Annotated in this window: 14 protein-coding genes and 1 pseudogene; 7 read left to right on the plus strand and 8 right to left on the minus strand. The window is 46.0% G+C overall.

Annotated features, from left to right (window positions below; translation table 11 throughout):
• Positions 1 to 3: 3 nt before the first annotated feature.
• Positions 4 to 1,143: an SPFH domain-containing protein gene (locus tag ACN5NT_RS06495; protein ID WP_419174887.1), complete on the minus strand. Its 1,140-nt coding sequence runs from the start codon at positions 1,141 to 1,143 to the stop codon at positions 4 to 6.
• A gap of 119 nt (positions 1,144 to 1,262) precedes the next feature.
• Between ACN5NT_RS06495 and ACN5NT_RS06500 the strand changes: the two genes are divergently transcribed.
• Complete coding sequence (locus ACN5NT_RS06500) at positions 1,263 to 1,637, plus strand: hypothetical protein (protein WP_419174888.1); 375 nt, start codon at positions 1,263 to 1,265, stop codon at positions 1,635 to 1,637.
• Positions 1,638 to 1,701: 64 nt separating this feature from the next.
• Here ACN5NT_RS06500 and ACN5NT_RS06505 read toward each other — a convergent pair whose 3' ends face one another.
• The 4 genes from ACN5NT_RS06505 to ACN5NT_RS06520 all read right to left on the minus strand — a co-directional run bounded on the left by ACN5NT_RS06505 (position 1,702) and on the right by ACN5NT_RS06520 (position 7,859).
• Entirely contained in the window at positions 1,702 to 2,205 is a 504-nt protein-coding gene (locus ACN5NT_RS06505; RefSeq protein WP_419174889.1) for an FmdB family zinc ribbon protein, read from the minus strand.
• Between the two features lie 60 nt (positions 2,206 to 2,265).
• Entirely contained in the window at positions 2,266 to 3,339 is a 1,074-nt protein-coding gene (aroB, locus tag ACN5NT_RS06510; RefSeq protein WP_419174890.1) for a 3-dehydroquinate synthase, read from the minus strand.
• Positions 3,340 to 3,611: 272 nt separating this feature from the next.
• Positions 3,612 to 4,889 (minus strand): sulfate adenylyltransferase, encoded by a 1,278-nt coding sequence (gene sat / locus ACN5NT_RS06515; RefSeq protein WP_136796612.1) that lies wholly within the window; start codon positions 4,887 to 4,889, stop codon positions 3,612 to 3,614.
• 459 nt (positions 4,890 to 5,348) lie between these two features.
• Positions 5,349 to 7,859 (minus strand): heavy metal translocating P-type ATPase, encoded by a 2,511-nt coding sequence (locus tag ACN5NT_RS06520; RefSeq protein WP_419174891.1) that lies wholly within the window; start codon positions 7,857 to 7,859, stop codon positions 5,349 to 5,351.
• Between the two features lie 111 nt (positions 7,860 to 7,970).
• On the opposite strand from ACN5NT_RS06520, the gene ACN5NT_RS06525 reads away from it, so the two are divergent.
• The 6 genes from ACN5NT_RS06525 to ACN5NT_RS06550 all read left to right on the plus strand — a co-directional run bounded on the left by ACN5NT_RS06525 (position 7,971) and on the right by ACN5NT_RS06550 (position 16,794).
• Positions 7,971 to 8,165, plus strand: a complete 195-nt coding sequence (locus ACN5NT_RS06525; RefSeq protein ID WP_419174892.1) for a heavy-metal-associated domain-containing protein — start codon at positions 7,971 to 7,973, stop codon at positions 8,163 to 8,165.
• A gap of 336 nt (positions 8,166 to 8,501) precedes the next feature.
• Positions 8,502 to 9,035: a GspH/FimT family pseudopilin gene (locus tag ACN5NT_RS06530; protein WP_419174893.1), complete on the plus strand. Its 534-nt coding sequence runs from the start codon at positions 8,502 to 8,504 to the stop codon at positions 9,033 to 9,035.
• A 12-nt stretch (positions 9,036 to 9,047) separates the two neighbouring features.
• On the plus strand, positions 9,048 to 9,776 hold the full coding sequence (locus ACN5NT_RS06535) for a prepilin-type N-terminal cleavage/methylation domain-containing protein (RefSeq protein WP_419174894.1): 729 nt from the start codon (positions 9,048 to 9,050) through the stop codon (positions 9,774 to 9,776).
• A gap of 2 nt (positions 9,777 to 9,778) precedes the next feature.
• Complete coding sequence (locus ACN5NT_RS06540; protein ID WP_419174895.1) at positions 9,779 to 10,249, plus strand: type IV pilus modification PilV family protein; 471 nt, start codon at positions 9,779 to 9,781, stop codon at positions 10,247 to 10,249.
• A gap of 4 nt (positions 10,250 to 10,253) precedes the next feature.
• A complete protein-coding gene (locus tag ACN5NT_RS06545) occupies positions 10,254 to 10,919 on the plus strand; it encodes a pilus assembly PilX family protein (RefSeq protein ID WP_167495717.1) in 666 nt (221 codons plus the stop codon).
• 49 nt (positions 10,920 to 10,968) lie between these two features.
• A complete protein-coding gene (locus tag ACN5NT_RS06550) occupies positions 10,969 to 16,794 on the plus strand; it encodes a hypothetical protein (RefSeq protein WP_419174896.1) in 5,826 nt (1,941 codons plus the stop codon).
• Between the two features lie 396 nt (positions 16,795 to 17,190).
• On the opposite strand, the pseudogene ACN5NT_RS06555 reads toward ACN5NT_RS06550, so the two are convergent.
• From ACN5NT_RS06555 to ACN5NT_RS06565, 3 genes and pseudogenes are all read right to left on the minus strand, one after another.
• Positions 17,191 to 17,399 (minus strand): annotated as a pseudogene (locus ACN5NT_RS06555) (IS3 family transposase); the annotation flags it as partial.
• A gap of 356 nt (positions 17,400 to 17,755) precedes the next feature.
• Positions 17,756 to 19,150 (minus strand): sigma-54-dependent transcriptional regulator, encoded by a 1,395-nt coding sequence (locus tag ACN5NT_RS06560; protein WP_419174897.1) that lies wholly within the window; start codon positions 19,148 to 19,150, stop codon positions 17,756 to 17,758.
• Positions 19,143 to 20,717 carry a sensor histidine kinase gene (locus tag ACN5NT_RS06565; RefSeq protein WP_419174898.1) on the minus strand — a complete coding sequence of 525 codons (1,575 nt, stop codon included), beginning with the start codon at positions 20,715 to 20,717 and terminating at the stop codon, positions 19,143 to 19,145. Before ACN5NT_RS06565 ends, ACN5NT_RS06560 begins: the two co-directional genes overlap by 8 nt.
• Positions 20,718 to 21,536 lie beyond the last annotated feature (819 nt).

Raw genomic sequence — 21,536 nt, forward strand, 5'->3', positions numbered from 1 at the left:
AAATCAGCCGAGCCGTTCACCGCAATTGTTGCAGAACATAGAACCTGGCATATTTTCGGTACCGCAGCCGGAACAAAATTTTGATTTTATCCCTTCACCGGCTTTTTCACCGCATCTGGAGCAAAACTTAGCCTGTGGTGGAAGATTTTTGCCGCAATTCGAGCACTGGCTCAACACAACCTGCTGATGGCCACACATAGGACAAAACCTTGCGCTTTGCGGTATTGAACTTGAACAGTCCGGGCATTGAGAATGGACCTCATTCTGTTGATTCTGACTGTTTTGTTGCAGAGTTGAAGCAAATATCCCTGGCAACATAAGCCCCATCCCCATCCCCAAACCTGCTCCGGCACCAGAGCTTGCCTCCCCCTGCCCTTCTGCTGCTTTTTCCATAGCCATGGCAGCTTTAAGCTTTACGAACTTGTCCATATCCTGGATTGCGTTCATTCGACTCTTGTCATCTATAGCTTTTTGCACTTCATCCGGGGGAGTTATCGAAGTAATGTAGAGATGACTGAGATTCAGGCCAAAATGGGCAAAATCCTTGACCAGCCTTGCCTGAAGCTCGGCAGACAATTCATCAAATTTCCCTGTAAGATTGAGTATTGTATCGAGTATTTCACCCAGGTAATCGTTAAACCTGGAAACTATCACCCGTTTGAGATAGCTCTCCACCTCTTCGGTAGTGATTTTTCCCATTGTGCCCACAAGAGAGTTTATAAACAATACCGGCTGGACAACATTGATATTAAACACCCCGTGAGCCCGCAGGCGGATCAAGCCAAATTCTGAATCACGGAAAGCAACCGGGTTTCTCGTACCCCACTTGAGGTTGGTGAAATATTTCAAGTTCACCATATACACCTCAGCTCGTAATGGGCTGTTACCCCGCCATGGAATTGACAATATTTTTGTGAGGATTGGCAGGTTCAGAGTTTTAAGGGTATGCCTGCCTGGACCAAACGCATCACATGCTTTTCCCTGATAAAAAAGTACAGCCGCCTGGCTTTCTCTGACGGTCAGTTGGGCACCGAGCTTTATCTCTCCTGAACCGCTTTCCGGGAGACGATGAACCAACTCCAGCCCGCTCTCATCAAACCACTCGATATTCTCAAGGAAAACTGCACTGTCAAACCTGTTCATGAACTATCTCCAAGATCAATTAACCAGCAATTTATGCGAATACTGTTCTTTACAAAACAGAGTGCTTCCAACTTTGCAAGACCGTTAAAACACATTATATTAAAATTTGTAAGCAACATATGGAAAACATGAGAGAGGATAACATGAGCTTTAAGGACGAATGGGATTTAGCAAGCGCACTCAAGGTGTTACAGCACCCCACTGTAGATGGAAAACTCTGGGCTGAAGCTGTCGAGTGGTTGCTAAAATACGGTCCGCCATCCATTAAAAAAATTCTTCTGGAAGCTTCTCAGACCGCTACAGAAATGCAGTTCCCAGAACTGGAACCATCTCACCACACTGCAGACGGAGAGCCGGTTTATGATGTGGCTCAGCTGGCAATTACGCTTGGTATATCAGAGGAAGAAGTTCTGGAAATTATAGCAAAAAAAGGTGTTGAAAAAGAACCTCTTGAGCTGTTCGACAGTGAGAATGTATCTAAAACCATTCACTGATAGCCGTTGCATGAGCATGCCGGAGGCGGGAATGGAATTCTTTATTATTTCCATTCCCGCCTATTCAGTTTTCTACCCGTTGCAGGGGATACAATGTTTCGTCCTTAATAGGGGGAGCACCAGCTGAACGAACCTTCTTTTTTAGTGAATCAAGGTTGAAATCGTCATCCCCCAGCACATCACCCATCTCCTGCTCTATCTGGTCGGGATCTTCACCAGCCTCCATCCTGCTGATTGCCTCTTCCATTGCATCCCCCAGATTCAAACCGGTTTGCCTGGTGAAATTACGCATCAGCGAGGCCATCTGGCGAGGATCGTCTTCATTAATTCCTTCAGCCTCTCGCATTATCGACTCAAAGGCTTGCTCCATCTTTGTCTCATCCAGGCCTGCCAGAGCATCTGTTTCTTCGGAGCCTTGGGACCGGATAGTAGCAAACTTTGACACCTGTCTGGCCAAATCTTTTTTGCCGCACCTGGGACAATCCGGGCGGGTAGTGGTGTCTATTCTCGAAGAGAAAAAGTTAAAGATAACATTGCATGAATCGCAATAAAATTCATAAATCGGCATGTTCAGTTCACTTGTTCTTCAATGATAAGGTTTCTCAAGTCGCAAAAAAATCGGGGTGAATCAATTAAGCACCTGGTCGATCAAATCCACACTCACGTCATCGGTTATATAGGTGGAACCGATTTTATCAGGCAATACAAATTGCACTTTGCCAGAAACAGCCTTCTTGTCGGTTTTGAGATATCGTTTTATTTCGGCTCGGTCAAGATCTCCTGGAATCTCAGTCGGCATACCATAAGAAATCAGGATACTGGTTATACGATCCAGAACATCCTGGGCTAAAGTACCCTTCAATATACTCAATCGAGCAGCGGCCACCATGCCTATAGAGACAGCAAGCCCGTGGATAAGCTGAAAGCTGGAAGCTCCTTCAACTGCGTGACCTATGGTGTGACCGTAGTTCAAGATTTTTCTCAAACCACCTTCCCGCTCATCTTCAGCAACCACCTCTGCCTTTATTGCGCAACACCTGGTAATCATATCAACAATCACCTCAGGGGTCAGGGAAAAAATCCTTTCACGTTCTTTTTCCAGAAACGTAAAAAAACCTTCATCCCAAATTACGCCATATTTAATGACTTCAGCAAGTCCACCGAGCAATTCCTGGTCATCAAGTGTCTGCAACACCTCAATGTCTATATACACTGCTCTTGGCTGATAAAAAGCACCTACGAGATTTTTCCCCTCCGGAAGATCTACACCAGTCTTGCCGCCAACAGAGCTATCCACCTGGGAAAGCAGGGTTGTAGGAATCTGAATAAAAGGAATCCCTCGCATGTAGGCCGAGGCGAGAAATCCTGCGATATCACCGGTCACACCACCGCCCAACGCGATAATCGCATCATGCCGATCATATCCTGCCCGAGCAAGCTGACTGGCAAGATCAGTCACGGTAGCCATGGTCTTGTTCTCCTCTCCAGCAACAAAGGTGAACATCCTGGCGCTGATACCGGCGCTATCGAGAATATTCAGCAAGCGCTCGCCATAGAGCTTTGCTACATTGCTGTCACTGACCACTGCATACCTGTTGCCGATTCTACTTTTTGACAGTTCAGCACCAACTCTATCGAGACATCCCGGTTCTATATGGATGGGGTAACTCCGATCTCCGAGCCCCACACGCAACTCAGCCATACAATTTTCCTCATATTCCCTGGCACCCAACTACCACGGTAACCAGATATAAAAACAGACGACGGATGGACTAAAAAAAAAGAGATTCAGTCTACACCCATGAATAATGGTAGCCATTAGTTATTACATCAATCTTCTTTTACCAATACAACAACAAGAGCCTGAGGTTAAAGATGATCAGCGACAAAACCTTACCCTTTTTGACAGCAAAAAAAAAGGAGATACCACCCGGCTGGGCAGCATCTCCTTTATACTACAAGATGAAGTACTAATTACATAGCGTCGCCAGAGGCTGCACCCTGCATCTTCACTTCAACTTTCTCGGTCAGACCCTCGTAGTAAGCGCGGAGGTGTACGAGAACTTCGTCACGACCAAAGTGGTCAACGATCTCAGCACCATCAGAAAGAGCTTTACGGAGTTTGGTACCAGAAAGAATAACGCGGGACTCTTTGTCATGGTTACAGGTACGGAGAGAAGCCATACCATCACACTTGTGACAGTAGAAGGTCCAGTCGATCTTCATTGGCTTACACAGCAGATCTTTGGCAGCATCACCGGTGGTCGGGATGCGATCAAATATTTCCTGAGCCTCGAACAGACCGTAGAAGTCACCAACACCTGCGTGGTCACGACCGATCAGCATGTTGTTAACACCGTAGTTCTGACGGAAGGTAGCATGGAGCAGACCTTCGCGAGGACCGGCGTAACGCATATCCAGTGGGTAACCAGCAGAGATTACGTTCTCTTTAACAAAGTAGTTCTCGATCAGGATGTCGATAGCCTTAACACGAACAGGTGCAGGGATATCGCCTGGCTTGAGGTTACCGATCAGGGAGTGAATCAGAACACCGTCACATACCTCAACAGCGATCTTGCAGAGGTACTCATGGGAACGATGCATTGGGTTACGGAGCTGCAGAGAAGCAACGTTAGCCCAACCACGCTCTTCGAACATTGCACGGGTCTCAGCTGGGGTCAGGTATACGCCTGGGTACTCTGCAGGATACTCGCCCTGGGAGAGAACTTTAACAGGACCAGCAAGGTTGAATTCTTTCTGAGCCATTACCATGATAACGCCAGGATGATCTTCAGGTGCGATCTCCCAGAACTTACCATCTACAGACTCTTCGCCTTCACCCATGAATACTTTCTCACATTCCCACTTCTTGTCAGCTTCTGTCATCTCGAACTTCTCGTTGACAGTCATGGTAGCGAAAACTTCACCATCTTTAACGAGTGCGATCTCAGAACCTTCAGCGATGTCGGCAGCATCAGCAGCGCTTACATCAAGAGTAATCGGTACAGGCCAGAAGGTGCCATCAGCCATCTGAAAGCTCTCACATACGCCCTTCCAATCAGCTTTAGTCATGAAACCATCCAGAGGGGAAAAACCACCAATACCCATCATGATCAGGTCGCCTTTGGCACGATCAGAAATCTCTACCTGCTTCAGGCCAGCAGCTTTTGCTTTCTCTGCTTCGAGTTCTGCGCCTTCGAGGAGGCAGCATACAAGACCTTTTCCGCCGTGTGGTGCAACTAATTTAGACATAGAGTTCCTCTTTTATAAAGTTTTTAGATATATAAAAAACTATTGTGCCCCAACCTTTGAGACACAATGAACTGAACTACTATTCTTCGTATAACCTCAATGAACTGAACTGCTATTCATTTATAAGGGATTATTTATAATTTGGTCAGCGTAAAAGTCAAGCGAAAAGCGAGTGTTGGATCTTCACGCTACTCGACAGGCACAACCAGTTGACTCGACGTTACAAATTTTGCTCGGCGATCAGCGGCTTCAGAGCAGTTCCATACTCATCAAACCACTACGGGGGAAAACATAAACCATGTTTTTTAACATGAAGACGGATAAATAGAAGTCGCAAAGAGGGCTCCCCCGACATTTTACACTTCAACCATGGTAATTATTCTATTTCAAAAAAAGAAATTTCAATTTCTAACAATTATCAAAATCTGTTTGCAAGGCAGGAAAGTAATGGTAAGCATCTCAGGTTGCCCTGAACATTCTCAGCCTGAGCGCGTTGGTTACCACAGAAACAGAACTCATAGCCATGGCAGCCCCTGCAATCATAGGGTTGAGAGCCGGTCCCCCAAATATATAGAGTAATCCTGCAGCAATCGGAATCCCTGTGACATTGAAGGCAAATGCCCAAAACAGGTTCTGCCTGATGTTGTTCATCACAGCCCTGGAAAGTAATAGGGCTGTTCTCACTCCTTGCAAATCTCCCTTCATCAGCACGATATCACCTGATTCAATGGCGATATCTATGCCTGTTCCCATGGCTATCCCGACATCGGCCTGGGCCAGTGCAGGCGCATCATTGATGCCATCGCCTACCATGGCGACTTTCATGCCCCGCTTTTGCAGATCCTGTACAGCTATAGATTTCTGGTCCGGTAATACTCCTGCTATAACTTCATCAATGCCGACTTTACCGGCAATATTCTTTGCGGTTTTCAACTGATCACCAGTTAGCATGACGACACGTTTATTCAACGCCCGTAGCGCTTCGACAGTTTTTGCACTTTCAGTTTTCAACTGATCTGCGACTGCCACAACTCCGGCGAATTTTTCATTTATACTGATATATAGTACTGTTGCACCAGATTCCTCCAGCGAATGAATTTCCGTATCAAAACTCTCTACACGGGTAAGCCGCTCCCTTAAGAATTCCTTATTACCAATCAGGACCTTGTGTGATTCCTCATCAATTACAACTTCAGCACTAATACCTCGACCCTGGAATGGGGTAAAGGAGGCAGGTTGAACCAAATCAATACCGGTATCTCCTGCTTTTCTTACGATAGCAGCAGCTAAGGGGTGCTCTGACATCTGCTCGGCTGAAGCTACAAGGCGAATAAGTGTGCCCGCCGGCATTCCTGACACAGGTAATATCTCTGATACTTCAGGCTTTCCTTCTGTTAAAGTGCCTGTCTTATCAAAAACAACAGTATCAATTTTTTCTGCTCTCTCCAGGGCAGCGCCGCTTTTTACCAGTACCCCAAGTTGAGCCCCCCTGCCCATTCCGACCATGAGTGAGGTCGGAGTCGCAAGCCCCATGGCACATGGGCAGGCAATTACCAGTACGGCAATAAAAAAACGTAACGCTTGAGAGAAGTCGACACCGCCTATGAAATACCAGCTAAGCCCGGTTATAAGCGCAAATATCATAACCACTGGCACGAAATAGAGGCTTATCCTATCCGCCATGCTGGCGATGGGGGCTTTCGTCCCCTGGGCATCCCGTACCAGACGAACGATTCTGGCAAGCATAGTGCCCTCTCCGGTTTCTTCACATCGCAACTGCAAGACACCTGTGGTATTTAACGTACCTCCGAAAACCTTGCTATCGAGGGCTTTAGTTACTGGCATGGGCTCACCTGTGAGCATCGATTCATCGACCTTGCTCTTACCAACCACTACAGTGCCATCAACCGGAATTCTCTCACCAGGTTTAACGAGGAGTACATCCCCGGGCTCGATCTCTTCAGCGGCTATTGTCCTGTATTTGCCATCAATAATCAGGGTGGCATTTTCTGGAGTCAGCTCAAGAAGTTGACGAATCGCATCGGAAGTGTGCGACTTGGATCTGTTTTCAAGATATTTACCTAAAGATACCAGAGTCAGTAAAATACCAGCTGATTCAAAATAGAGATCCATCGCCCGGGCCACGGCATCTATGCCTAGGCAAATCTCTATAAAATTCCAGATTGAATATATTAGAGCTGCACCGGTGCCAACTGCGATAAGCGAATCCATATTCGGAACTTTACGTAAAAGAGCGGGAATACCTGTGAAATAGAAATTTCTGCCCAGCCAAACGATTGGCATAACCAGCAGCAGCTGAATAAGTGCGAAATTTACAGGTGATACCTGGGGAGCAATGATGGACGGCAGCCGCAACCCGACCATTTCTCCCATGGAGATACAGAGTAAAGGAATTGCAAAAGCGAACATCATAATCAGCCGTCTTTTCATTTGGCTGAGTTGAGCTATCATCTCTTTGCGCTTTGTCTCATCAGACAATGAACCTGAGCTGACGATTTCAGCAGAAAAGCCTAATTTCTCAATAGCTTCCCGGATTGAGCGCACCTTAACCTTATTGCGATCCAATTCAACCTTTGCCGTTTCTGTTGCGAGATTTACGGCAATTGACGTTACTCCTGGGATTTGGCCCACAACTTTTTCAATTCTGCTTGAGCAAGCTGCGCAGTGCATGCCACCAATCTGCAGCAGGAGATTATCAGCTGTTTCCAGTGGAGCATCAGCCAATTGAAACCCAAGGGAAGCCACCCGCTCTTTCACATCATCGAACGCAAGTTCACTTTCATTCCAGCGCAGATCCAGTGTCTCTTCTGCGAGGTTTACTACAGCGCTATCAACTCCAGGCAAGCCACCGACTACACGCTCTATTCGACTTGAGCATGCCGCACAATGCATTCCCTGCACCGGCACCTTGATATGTCTCAACTGCATGCCTGAACTCATCTCACTCATAAAACCACCTGAATAACTATTCTCTTGATTTCTAAATTTCCAATCATTATGCTTCCCTTACCATCCTACATTGTAGGAATTAAAACATAATTCAATTTATCGAGGTGAACAATGTCTACCGTTAAAATTAAGGGAATGAGTTGTAACCACTGCGTCAACTCTGTTCGAGAAGCTCTGGCTAAAATTCCTGATATCAAGGATATAACCATTGACCTTGAAGCAGGCGAAGCAAAATATGCAGGAGAAGTCGATCCAGAGAGCGTAAAGCAAGCTATTGCCGCTATTGGCTTTGAGGTTGTTGATTAATTCACCTATCGTGGCCAGGACTCTCTGAAGCCGGCAAAGTAGATCCCGGCTTCAGAAGCCACTCTGTCATTTGAACTTGAGCAACAACCTTTCAACCGAAAACATGCTCCAGTAATCCAATATTGCTATTAATTTTTTTTACATCCCCACCCCGCCACTGACATATATCGTCACCAGACCTCTTGAATTTTTATCTTCTCCGCATCGTACAAAAACACCGTTTTCTTTTTAACTCCGGTGTTTTGTCCATAATCATGCGGGATTCACTGATATTCTATCCAGGTATGGAATTTGCTCATTAAGAATAAATTCCATTTCAACCCTAACAGTGATGCCATGAAGATATTAGATTTTTTCATTGTCCCAAATCGGAAGTCTCAACATGAAGATGGATACACACTCATTGAAGTGCTCATGACCATTGCCATCTTCACTGTCCTTGTATCAATTGCCGTCCCAAGCTTTCTCCATTGGATGCCAGGCATCCGGTTGAAAGATGCATCCACCGCATTGCTCTCAGACATGTATCGTGCCAAGGCTGAGGCCATAAAAAGAAACCAGAACGTAGTCGTTCAGTTCTCAACCGTTAATTGCTCCCCTTCAGTTCCAGGCGGCCAGGGAAACTATCTGATATTTATTGATGAAAATGACAACAGCACCCTTGACGCTTCCGAAACCACCCTGCTCCAGAGATTCATGCCTGACGAGGTAGCGCTTTGTTCTGAAGATGAGACTTTTGGCGGTAACACCGGTTTTACCTCCCGAGGCTTTCCAATTGCTCTGAACACGGGTGATATTGTCCTGAAAAATACAGATGATCGGTCACATAAGGTCTCCCTTAATGCTGCCGGTAATATTTCACTTAATTAATCAGCCGGTAAAATGAGTACTCTAAAATCAATCAATAGATATCAGTCAACTGCACAGGATGGTTTCACTCTGGTCGAGCTGTTGATAGCTATGGTCGTATCTTCATTTGTGATCGCTGCAATCTATTCAGCCTACCAGGTTCAACAGCGCCAGTATACCAATCAGACTCAGGTTGTTGAGATGCAGCAAAATCTCCGCGCCGCAATGCTCTTCATGGCTTCCGAAATCCGAATGGCAGGTTACGACCCACAGGGAACTGCCGGCGCAGGTTTTATCGAAGCAAGAACCAACAGAGTTCAGTTCACCAAAGACACAGTGAACAATTCCGGCACAACTATGAGAGGCGATGGTGCACTCACTGGAACAATGGAAAACGTCTATTTCGGTTTCATACCTGCAGATGATACAGATAGTAACGGTATCATAGCGGATGGTGGTGCAGCGAAACTGGTTCTGAGTCAGGATAACGGTACCAACTATGAGGCAATTGCCGATAACATCTCAGCTATCGAGTTCAGCTATACCATGGTCGATGGTACGATCTCCACGGCCCCAACAGATTTGTCAAAAATTGCCTCAGTTACTGTTTCTATTCTCGCCCGCGCCAAAAATCCCGATCTTAAGTTCACTAACAACATCAGCTACACCACGGGCAGCGGAAATTCATGGGGCCCGTACAATGATAACTTTCGCCGCCGTCTCTTAATTTCCAATATCACATGTAGAAATATGGGATTGTAACAATGCTTTTTTTTCTCTCTGACACCAAGTCAACAATGGATCAGGAGGGTTTTACACTCATCGAAACCCTGGTTGCAATGGCTGTGCTGGTCATTGGCATATTTTCGCTCTATTCACTGCAAACAACCTCCGTGATTTACAACGCCAAAGCCAGCGGCATAACCACCTCATCCAACTGGGCTTCGGACCGCATTGAGCAACTCATAGCTCTGGATTATGAGCATAACGATCTGCTTGACGGCAACAACAACGGAGTGGGCGGTTTGAATGACCGTGGGACCGCAGCAGATGGGACTGCAGCTTCACCAGATGGTTATTACACCATCTCCTGGAACGTTGCCGATTATCTCACCCCAAACCCAAATGATTCTTCAGCTTCAACTCTCAAAACTATTAGGGTCATTGTCGAGCGAAACGAGTTTGGCAATAACCAGTCTGTTGTTTTCAACTACTACAAGCAGAAGATCTTCTGATTCCATGAAAATTTCTATCTATTCCAAACAACTTCTCAATCGTTCATCAGACGGCTACATCCTCATTGCTGCGCTCATGATCTTACTGGTGCTGACTCTCATCGGCATTGCCGGCAACCGCAATACCACAACTGAATTGCAGGTAGCTGCCAATGATAAGGTCCATAGACAGACCTTTTATACCGCTGATGGCGGCACAGAATACGCCTCAGAACTTCTGGAACAAAATATCGGTTGTATCGGTTTTACCAGCAATGGCACTTCAACCAATTGGCTCGATGATTCCAGTGGGCCTCTCGTCGTTGATAACTATATAGCTGTTGAAAACAGTTCGTTAAACTTCTGGCAAAACTCTATCGGCACCTGGTCTGACACGGGCTCTGATTACCCGAGTGATGACGACAGGGACCTCTTCTTCCCACCTGACTACTCCGAAGGAGAGCCACACACAAATATCACCATAGAGGGTCGTTCTGATCTCACCGCCGGCAGCTCCATTATTATGGCGGCCGGCTATCTCGGTCTGGGCCGCAGCATGAGCTCAGGCGGGGTCACCCTCGAGTACGAAATCTACGCAAAACATATAGGCCAAAACAACAGTGAGAGCCTTATCCGGGTCGAGTGGCGGCATGTTGTTGGCCGTGAAGATCCATTCTGCACATACGATTGATATTATTGCATATAATTATATATAACGTTTTTATCTCGGAGGATTCAGTATGAATCACTTATTCAGGAGAAAAGCTGCAGCATGTCATCTTCTATTGCTTGCTTCAATCACCTTTACGCCTCTATCTCTGAACGCTTCGGTCTGTGGTGATGGTCTTGGAATGCCACCTTTTCTTTCTTCAGGAGCGAAGCCAAACCTGATGCTTGCCATTGACAACTCGGGAAGCATGCTGGATCTGGCCTATGTCAATAACGTTGGTGAATGCTATGACAATGGTTTCGATGCAACACAGACCTACACCGGCCTTTATGAACCGAACACATGGTATGAATATGTACCGGGCCAGCCTCATTGGGTAAGTGGTACTTCATACACGGGAAACGACATAGTTTATTCTGACGGCGCGTTTTTTATTGCTAATTTAGTACATAAAGACCCAGATACCGGCCTACCACTTCCCTCAACAGGCATTTCTATCAGTGAAGACGGTTCAGTGTACTGGCTGCCATTGCACTCAATAGCAGATTGGGAAAATGGCACATCATATGACAATGGCAGCTTCGTTCGCTACGAGGATCAACTCTATTACACCACCAATGGTGGCACAGCCAACGGCACAACGATTGCTGACGATACTGGCGTAACCTGGGAACCCAGAGATCACACCTGGTTGCCACAGACACCTTACCTGGCGAATGATATCGTTTCCTATAATGGCAAACTTTATCGCGCCACCAGTGGAGGAACTTCATCTGCTACTTCTCTCCATGACGACAGTGGCCTTACTTGGGACAGACTGAGCGAAGGCCATTTTGAAGAGACAAATTTTGCCAGCATAAATGAGGCAACCACACATTTCAGTACATCTGCCGGGAATGCCTATAGCAATGAGCATCTACTTGTTCATATTACTGAAGTGGAGGATGACGAAACATCTACATTACATCAATCAGGGGTCACCGCTTTTACTGCCACCGGTAATTTTCTCAATTGGGCATCTTCCTCTAAATTTGATATCCAGAAAAAAATTCTTACTGGCGGCAAGTTCGATCAAGATGAAGAGTTTCTTGTTAGTGAAGGCCGGGGCTGCTCATCTAGAGGTTTTCTTAAAGAAATACCAGTGACCGGCCCGACAGGTACCAACTCTGTCATTACTTTTTCAATCTCTGGATTTAACGACGACAGCTGGATCGATACCACAGACGATACGACCAGAATTGCAATTCTGGGAATCTCTACAGAGGGGTTTATAGGTTCTGAACGGCAGCAGGCATGTAAGAACGCCGTGGATGAAATCAGTAAGGGAGCAGATGCCTCACAGGGCCAAACAAGTCAATATATTGACACATGTCTGGCTTATGATTCCCAAAACGGCATACTTGCTGCCTCAAATGCAGCATACAACCACTCGATCCACGCTTGCTGGTCCGCAGTAAAAAAAAGTTACACAGCTCCAAGTGACTTTGGCAACCTCAGCGAAATTTATAATGCCTGTGACGGCATTTATGCAAATGGTGTAACTCCACCAACAATCAGCCATTCAGACAGCGGCTATATGTGCTACGGCGTTTATAACGAATCGACAATTGATACCGCACGCAAAGGGTACGTCGGCCGCTGCTATGAACCGGAAATTGGTGAGGGTTGTTCAAAAAAAGCATGCACCTCAAGCGATGACAACGTTGATGGCAATCCTGCTATAAAATGCTTTGAAAACGTACTCTATGAATGTACAGGCAACTACCAGGCGAATAAAGACGCCTGCAACAAAGAATGGGCCGTCATCTGGGTCGACGATTCCGGGAATTCCTGTACACCAACCTCATCACAACCTGCTCAATGGACTGACGACTTTAACCCTAACTCTGCCGATGAGTGCGTTCAGGAAGCAATGTGGGATTACTGTCAATCCATTACTTTACCAGAGGTTATCGACCCGTCTGATGAAATTTTCAACAGCGGAGAAACATGGGGATTACCTGGTTCACTGGTTGACTCTGGCGTTATAGCTATGTTCGGAACTGATAGCCCGCTCATCGTTATGAAGGGTTATTTCAAGAAGACAGAAAAGCCAGAAGGGCTTTTGCATGAGGTCGCTGGAGATCTGCGTCTTGGCGCTATGGCCTTTGCTGATAATGGTGCCTTAACTGAATGTGAAATTGCCAATAATGCAATCTCCACAGACCCGAATAAACTCACCGACCCGATTATCAAATATTGTCCAGCGGAAAACAGAGACGGTGCAGAAATAATTGCCCGGATAAACGACGGGGACACTATATCCATCTCGACAGGCAACAAACACGTTGAGGATCTATCCACTGCCATTAACAATATCAAAGCTACTGCCTGGACGCCATTGGCTGAAGGCATTTACAATGCTTTGGGATATTACGGTCAGAACGATTCCTTTCGCCTGGATGCCAGAGATTTTCTTCTTGAGACTGAAGATTCAGCCTGGGAAGATCCTGTGCAGTATTGGTGTCAGGAAAACTATGTCCTGTTTATAACCGAGGGCGCTTCAACAGCTGATATCCATAACGATGTTGCTGGCCTTGTAAATACAATGCCAGCAACCTTTGCCAATGCAGGTTACTCTGTAGCAAACGATGGCGAGTGCACAAGTGGGCAGCTCTATGGTTCGACCTATCTTGACGATGTCGTTTATTACGGCAAGAATGCGCCGGTCACCTCTCTCTACACCACCCCGGCCGAGAGCCCGGGGCAATTAGCCAGCGACGACGGCATACTGTATGACAAGCGTAATGTTACCTCATACTTCGTTGTGGCCGGTGTACCTCGTGATGATGATTCGAAAAATGATTGTAATCCTGCAGTGCTTATGCAGAAAGCTGCCGATAATGCAGGTACGACCCTGTACACCGGGGAAGACCCTGGAATGCTTGAGTCGAACTTAAGGACAGCGCTATCAGACATTCTCTTCCGCGCCTCGGCAGGTTCTGCCGCATCGGTTATCTCCAGTTCCCGAAGTGGTGAAGGTGGCGTTTACCAGGCTATTTTCTGGCCGAAAATTGATCGTGGCATCGGTAAAGAACCTCTTGTCTGGGTTGGTGATGTTCACGCATTCTTTATCGATTCCAAAGGTAATCTCTGGGATGACTACAGTGGCAACTCCACGACTCAGGGAGAGTTGTGGACTGAGGATACCAATGGTAACGGAAAAATCGACACCGGTGAGGACAGTAATAACAATGGTGTCCTCGATGGTGACAGAAGGGTTGTGACATATTTTGATGAGACATCACACTCGACTAAAATATGTTTTAACCGGGATGTTATAGACACAGGTGTCTGCAGTCAATCCGACTATTTTCAGACCAATGACACTTCCATCGACCTCCGCGACTTTAAACATTATCTCTGGTCCGCCAAAGACCGCCTTGCCGCTATTCCAGATAGCAACATCCTAGAAAATCGTGAATTTCTGCCGGATGGCACCTGGGACTTCACCGGTGGATACCCATACCGTTATGTCTTCACCTGGAACGATATCAACAATGATGGCATCGTCGACAATTATGAAGTCCTATCGTTTGACAGAGATACCATCAAAAGAGCGGAATCAGATTGGCTTGAATGGTATACAACACATAAAGGTCGCGGATCACTGCAAAGCGACTTCGGTGTAACTTCTGTTGAAGAATTGCAGGATGTTGTCGCCTGGATTCGTGGCTATGACGAGTATGTCGAACTTGCCGATGGTACCTACGAGACAAAATATCGCTGCCGCCAATATCCGGACTGTGATTACACTACGCTCAATCGCGAAACATGGCGTCTTGGTGATGTCATTCATTCAACACCTACTCTGGTTGGAAGACCGTCGGAGGGATACCACTACATCTACAATGATCCGGATTATGCCGACTTTTATAAGAAGTACAATAATCGTCGCCATATGATCTATTTCGGCGCCAATGATGGTATGCTCCACGCGGTTAACGGCGGGTTCTACGATTCAGGTTTAAACAGGTTCCTGCCCTGTCGACCCGATAGCGATCAGCGAAATTCATCTGGAGAATGTATCGCCACAACAGCATACGGCTCCAACTCTACCACTGCGTACCCTGAATTAGGCGATGAGATGTGGGCCTATGTGCCGTACAACCTGCAACCTCACCTGCAATGCCTGACTTCTCCGGAATATGAACATAAGTATTACGTGGATGCGCCTCCGAGAATTTTCGATGTTCGAATATTCCCTGATGATGACATACATCCTAATGGCTGGGGTACCATTCTCGTTGGCCATATGCGTTTCGGGGGTGCACCTCAGATAGCTGATAACTCTACGGTCATCAATGAGAACCGTGAGTTCGTTTCTGCCTATTTTGTCCTGGATATCACAGACCCTGAACGTCAACCGACTCTTCTCGGTGAGATGACCATGACCACTGAAAAATTAGCAGATGGCACTGACAAATACGCGCGACTCGGTTATACAACCGCAATGCCTTCTATTGTGGTAATGCGTGACGACAGCGGCAATTCAGAGTGGTTCCTTGTTCTGGGAAATGGCCCGACAACAATCAAAGGGCAGAATGATCAGCAGGGTAAAATTGCCATCTATCCGCTCAACGCGCTTACAGGCGTTAACTGGAAGACAGGCAACGGCACTGTAGTCCCATCCAGCATAAAGCCTTTCAGGATTCCAAACGCTCTGCCCTCTTCTTCAGCCACTATTCCTTATGCCGGAAGATTTATGATTGATGCAGACAGTAGCGGGGGGATCGAAAGTTTTGTAGGAGATATTGTCACAGTCGACTACGACCTGAGTTCGAACGGTTCTACAGGTAAAGGTATAGCCTACAAATCTGATGCGGCCTACTTCGGCACCACCGATGGATCTGACTTCACCGGTACCAAACCGACATGGGACGGCGGAGGCAGGCTCTTCAGGCTTGTTACCAAAAGCTTTGATACTGTAACTGGCAAACAGGCATACACCTACCCGGATCAGTGGGAAATTAAAAAACTTATAGATACTGAGGCTCCTATAACCGCTGCCCCAAATATCGGTTTTGACCCTGAAAACTTCTGGATCTACTTTGGTACCGGTCGGTTCTATTCCCCTGAAGACAAATCTGATGCGACGACCCAACGTTTTTTTGGCATACGGGAGCCAAGGGATCAAAACTGCGATATGACCTGGGGAGAGGTTAACTGGTTAAATAATGGCTCTGCGATTGCCCCTAATCCCGCCGCCATCCAGGGAGACCAGGGGCTTTACCGCTCTGACCTCATGAAAGTTCTCCTGAGTGGGACCGGAGGGTTTTATGGTAAGAGCAGCTTGATCTACTGTGAAAATGAAGACGGCACAACATGCATTCCGCCGGGACTGAGTAAGACATACAGCCTTAACGGCAGTTCTAAAACATACTATTCCTATGGAGAAATGGAGCAATACATCAGAGGCGAGAGGTGTGGGGGCACTAATAACGATTCGATCGGTATCGACGGTTGGTATCGCGAGTTGACAGAGCCACGCGAGCGTTCACTGGGTATGCCTACCCTTCTCGGTGGTCTTACTACTTTTACAACCTATCAGCCCTTTGCAGATATTTGCCAGGCTGAAGGTGTAAGTTCCCTGTATGGTGTCTATTATCTCACAGGTACAGCATGGTATGAAAATGTCTTTGGTACCGATAGCGATCAAGAGAGCAACGATGTCGTTCGCGATAAACTCGACCTCGGTCGTGGTCAGGCAATGACCCCCAGTTTGCATGTCGGCTCAGGTGGTGATGACGCCAACGCCTATATTCAGACCAGTACAGGTGAAATTATTCAGGTCGGACAACAGAACCTGCCATTGAATAATTTCAAGAGTGGCCGATCAACATGGACTGACCAGTAAAAGAGCAATCTCATACATTTCCAAACCCCAATGTGCTTGGTGCACATTGGGGTTTTCTTTTTTCAAAAAAAACCTTTCACCATCTTACAACGCTCAGCCTGGTTATTAAGCTATTTAACAGCCCGGGCCTGCAATTGACAATTTCCGTCATCTTATTCATGCTGAATTTCTGTCCAGCCCTCTATTCACTCATACACTCACAATACCTAATCCATTACAATCACCAACTCAAATAACTCTTTTACAGGTCAGGCACGTTCATTGCTGGCTCAATATATCAGCTTTCCAACTTCTGCTTGAGGGAGCTTACCATGATCCGGCAACTCACTTATCACACATTCCCAGTACGACCAGATCCCTCAAACTGATGTCGTGAAATAAAATCGGACACATTTCTTAAGCTGTTTTTTTTAACTCCAGCTCTTTCTCGAAATCATTTGGCCTAAGATAGCCCAAATAAAAGTGGCATCTTTTGCTGTTATAAAACATCTCGATATAATCAATCACGTCCTGCTTGACCTCCTCTCTGAACTTATAGGATGATCCAATACTCGCTCAGTTATCAGACTCGCAAAGAAACTCTCTTCAACTGAATTATCCCAACAAAATCGATAACAACAGCAAGACACTTCATTTGGATCCGACTCGAATGATCAAAACGAACAAGGGGAAAGGGATAAGCTTGATCTGGATAAAATACAGGTGCAATTATCAAGGTGGGACAGGATGAACCTGCCCCTAAAGAACTTCAAGAGTGGCAGGACAAACTGGAAAATGCATTAAATCATTCTTAAGCTTTCAGCAACCTATCACTATTCATTATCCGGGCGGGTTGCTGAACTGAATTTCCCGCATACTCTGTTGAACCTGGTGACCCCCTGCTTTTCTACGTTCGTATTTAGTTATTGTAACGAGTTTTGCTCTTTAAATTTTGCCTCTTGATAATCGTGAAAGATTCAAGCTAAAATCCATACTCCTTGATCTTGCTTAACAAAGAGGGGTAACTCATTTCCAGCAACTCTGCGGCCTTTCGCTTATTTCCTCCTGTTTTTTCGAGTACCCTTCGAATATAAATCATTTCAACTTCCTTTTTGGCACTCTTTAGAGAAAAGCTCTCACCATGAGCTGTTGTCACTGACACCTCCTGGCTTCCCGGCCGTAAAGCATCTGGCAATTCCGCTTCAGTAATTGAATTCGTTTCTGCAAGTATTACGGCTCGCTCTATCACATTCTCCAGCTCCCTGACGTTGCCAGGCCAATCATGATGTAAGAGTAATGAGCCTGCTCCGGCAGACATTCCCTCTATTTCGCGACCGATATAATTACTCTTCTTGCGGATAAGATGGTCGCAGAGCTTATGAATATCGCTCTTCCTCTCCCGTAGTGGAGGAAGCTCCAGTCGTATAACATTCAGCCTATAATAGAGATCTTCTCTAAACCTGTTATCAGCAATCTCCTTTTCAAGATTTCTGGAAGTTGCGGCGATGATTCGGACATCTACAGACAAGGGATGATTTGCCCCGATCGGTCTAATTTCACCTTCTTGCAAAACACGCAAAAGTTTTACCTGCATTGCGTATGGGAGTTCTGCAATTTCATCAAGAAATAAAGAACTGCCGTCAGCTTCAAGAATGAGACCGTTCTTCTTGCTCTCTGCACCGGTAAAGGCACCTTTTTCATAACCGAACAACTCTGCCTCAAGAAGATTCTCAGGAATGCTTCCGCAGTTGATGGCAAAAAATTCATTACGGCTACGATTTGAATACTTATGGATCCCCCTGGCGAGCAATTCCTTACCTGTGCCTGATTCTCCCGTAATAAGAACGGTAGCATCATGCCCAGCAACTTTCTTTGCCAGATTGAATAGCTCTCGCATAACCTCTGAATCCCCAACCATACCGAAAAACCCATCCTCAGCCCTTATCGATGTCAACTCCTCCCGCAGTTGCAGATTTTCCCTTTTAAGCTGCTCCCGCTCTTCCGCTTTTTTGAGCGTTAGCAAAACTTCATCAACCTTGAAAGGCTTGGAGATGTAATCGTAGGCACCCTTTTTCATAGCTTCAAGAGCGAGTTCTACCGTACCGTAGGCCGACATCATGATCACGGTTGTGTCTTTCAGGAATTTGCGACCTTGCTGTAAAAATTCCATACCCGACAGCACCGGCATACGAATATCACAAAGGGCAAAGTCAAAATGCTCCTGCTGAACTTTTTCCAGTGCTTCTCGTCCATCCTGAGCCTGAAAGATCTGGTAGCCACTTCTCGAGAGCAGGGACTGCAGCATATGCCGCATGTTCTCTTCATCATCAATTATCAAAAGTTTATATCCCATGCCGCTCCCGTTCGTATTAGACATCCCGTGTTACCATTGTAATATCATCTTCAGGAACATATGCCGGCTCATATGCAGGAAAGGTTATCACAAATTCTGCACCAGCTCCTCTTTGACTGGCAACCCTTATAGTTCCGCCAAATGAAAGGATTATTCTGTTTGCAACCGCCATCCCCAGTCCGGTTCCCTGGCCAGGCTCTTTCGTGGTAAAGAACGGTTCGAATATTAGTTCAAGGTTTTCTTCATCGATACCGATGCCACTATCCCTGATGGTAAGAAGTATATCTTTCCGGGTATCTTTCTCCCTAAAAACCGGGTGAATTGTCACTTCAATTATTCTATGCTCTTCATTTTTCTCCGCAATCGCATCAATACTATTGAGGAGAAAGTTCATCAACAGCTGCTGGATTTTATCCCTGTCTGCCCATATGGTGCATTTTTCTCCTGGAAATTCTGTTTTTACTGAAATGCAGTTCCTGGTGATAGGAAGTTGGAGCAGATCTAGAGATTTCTTTATGGACTCAGCTAAATCGACAGGCTCCTGATTACTGGCACTACTACGTGCCATCTCCAGTAACTGCTTTAAAAGAGTATCAATGCGGAGCAGCTCATCAAGCCCTCTCTTTATGAATTGCCTTCTTTCACCATCGCTCACATCATCTCTTTCAATCAGTTCAAGATACCCCTGAACAATTGCCACGGGGTTGCCAATCTCATGGGCGAGACCGGCAGACAATCGCCCCAGTGAAGCAAGTTTTTCAGCATGAACAATTTCGTCCCGGGCGTCCCTGAGCCTGGCATTTGCTTCTTTGAGAGAACCAACTGACCCACGCAACTGATCACGGTCTTTTTCGATTTTCCTCACCATATTCTGCATTGCTCTGGACAACTGACCAAACTCATTCGGAGAGTACTCCGAAAATAAACCAACCCCCTCCGACAGGTGATAGTTGTCTGCCTGCAGCATGAGCTTATCCACGGGGTCGAGAAGTACCTTTCTCATGCGGAAAAACACCAAAGTCGCTAGAATTATCGCATTGAGCAATATGTAGACACAGATCATCGCCTGCTTTGATATCATGGCGTCTACTATCGACCTAGTACTGAGTAATATGCCGATACCCCCTTGTACTCTATCCTGGCTCTGAAATGGCACCGCTACAGCGATAAACATCGGCTGAATCACAAATACCGAACTCGTTTTCTCAATTCTTTCTACTACTGTTTTTTCATTCTTCACAGCCAACTGAACTGCTGACCGCAACGACTCATCGTACATAGTAGACTGTAAATTGCCCGTTTGTGACATTTCCTCCCTAAGCACCTCAACGACAATCTGCTTTACCGATACATCCAAAACATTCCTAACCACTCTACTTAGCTTAATATCGTAATCGTTCGGCAGAACATTCCCGGCATGTACTTCGAGCCTAGATGCCTGTTCCAGAATTTTGACGGTTGTCTCTATTTTCTGCTGAACCTGACTTTTATACCACAATGCTGAGACAACGATATTTGTCAGGAGCATGGCAATCAGAAGCGCAGTGAAGACTGATACCGCAATATGGCTTTTAAGATTTCTGGGATACATGGTTGTATTTTACACTTTTAAAGGCTTATGAAGTCTTTTCCTGCAAATTCGAAAAGAATCACTTTTTTACTATTCATTTCGGCCTACCATACCCTGACCGTACCATAAAGCAACATACAGGCCGATAACCTCACCAAAGTTTTACCTGAGCTCTCTAAAATTTTCTCTCTCAACAGCCCTCAATATGAAGCTGGACAGAGTAGTGCCTGTAATATGTAGGAGCCGGATCATTTTGGCAATATACACCACGCCCCCCTTGATCACCTTCATCATTCTCCCGTTATTCCCCCCGCCATTTTTAGACATTAAATTTCTTATTCCCCCTAATCTCCGGCTTGAAAAGGTGAGGCGACAGGCGTGAAGTGTTAGACGTGAACGATTGACACGTGACCAATCCCCGCATTAATTCTGCGATCGGCTTTTAGAGAAGTGCTTTTCTAGCTTTGAGTTCTTACCCCTTATCACCTTTCTCCTTACGCCTCTCTCCTTGAAGCTGAGCTTTAGTGATAGCCAGTCTAAATAGAAAATGTCATTACCATGCACGGCCCTCTTCCTCCTTAAATAATAGCCCAGAGGCTATTTAAGAATAAAGAGTACACTAGGACATACCCTATCATTTCAGTACCCTCACGCCAGCACTGCTGACAACGTCACAGCACATTGATATTATGTTGTTTTTTCTTTACCATCACACACAACTGGAGTACATTCCTTGTGTATTCAACATGTTCTGTAATATTGTAAGATTATCATATTACATTTTCAGACATGTAGAATCACGCGAGGCAGCAGTTATATTATTAACGAAGACCAAAGTGC

Origin of the sequence: Desulfosediminicola sp. (genome assembly GCF_048381775.1) — a bacterium.
Taxonomy (GTDB): Bacteria; Desulfobacterota; Desulfobulbia; order Desulfobulbales; family Desulfocapsaceae; genus Desulfopila; species Desulfopila ganghwensis.

Excerpts from the sequence above, each read along its gene's own strand:
- ACN5NT_RS06525 (WP_419174892.1), top strand. The coding sequence starts at position 7,971 with ATGTCTACCGTTAAAATTAAGGGAATGAGTTGTAACCACTGCGTCAAC.
- ACN5NT_RS06540 (WP_419174895.1), top strand. The coding sequence starts at position 9,779 with ATGCTTTTTTTTCTCTCTGACACCAAGTCAACAATGGATCAGGAGGGT.
- ACN5NT_RS06550 (WP_419174896.1), top strand. The coding sequence starts at position 10,969 with ATGAATCACTTATTCAGGAGAAAAGCTGCAGCATGTCATCTTCTATTG.
- aroB (WP_419174890.1), bottom strand. The coding sequence starts at position 3,339 with ATGGCTGAGTTGCGTGTGGGGCTCGGAGATCGGAGTTACCCCATCCAT.
- ACN5NT_RS06520 (WP_419174891.1), bottom strand. The coding sequence starts at position 7,859 with ATGAGTGAGATGAGTTCAGGCATGCAGTTGAGACATATCAAGGTGCCG.
- ACN5NT_RS06535 (WP_419174894.1), top strand. The coding sequence starts at position 9,048 with ATGAGTACTCTAAAATCAATCAATAGATATCAGTCAACTGCACAGGAT.
- ACN5NT_RS06560 (WP_419174897.1), bottom strand. The coding sequence starts at position 19,150 with ATGTCTAATACGAACGGGAGCGGCATGGGATATAAACTTTTGATAATT.
- ACN5NT_RS06505 (WP_419174889.1), bottom strand. The coding sequence starts at position 2,205 with ATGCCGATTTATGAATTTTATTGCGATTCATGCAATGTTATCTTTAAC.
- ACN5NT_RS06530 (WP_419174893.1), top strand. The coding sequence starts at position 8,502 with ATGAAGATATTAGATTTTTTCATTGTCCCAAATCGGAAGTCTCAACAT.
- ACN5NT_RS06495 (WP_419174887.1), bottom strand. The coding sequence starts at position 1,143 with ATGAACAGGTTTGACAGTGCAGTTTTCCTTGAGAATATCGAGTGGTTT.
- ACN5NT_RS06500 (WP_419174888.1), top strand. The coding sequence starts at position 1,263 with ATGGAAAACATGAGAGAGGATAACATGAGCTTTAAGGACGAATGGGAT.
- ACN5NT_RS06545 (WP_167495717.1), top strand. The coding sequence starts at position 10,254 with ATGAAAATTTCTATCTATTCCAAACAACTTCTCAATCGTTCATCAGAC.
- ACN5NT_RS06565 (WP_419174898.1), bottom strand. The coding sequence starts at position 20,717 with ATGTATCCCAGAAATCTTAAAAGCCATATTGCGGTATCAGTCTTCACT.
- sat (WP_136796612.1), bottom strand. The coding sequence starts at position 4,889 with ATGTCTAAATTAGTTGCACCACACGGCGGAAAAGGTCTTGTATGCTGC.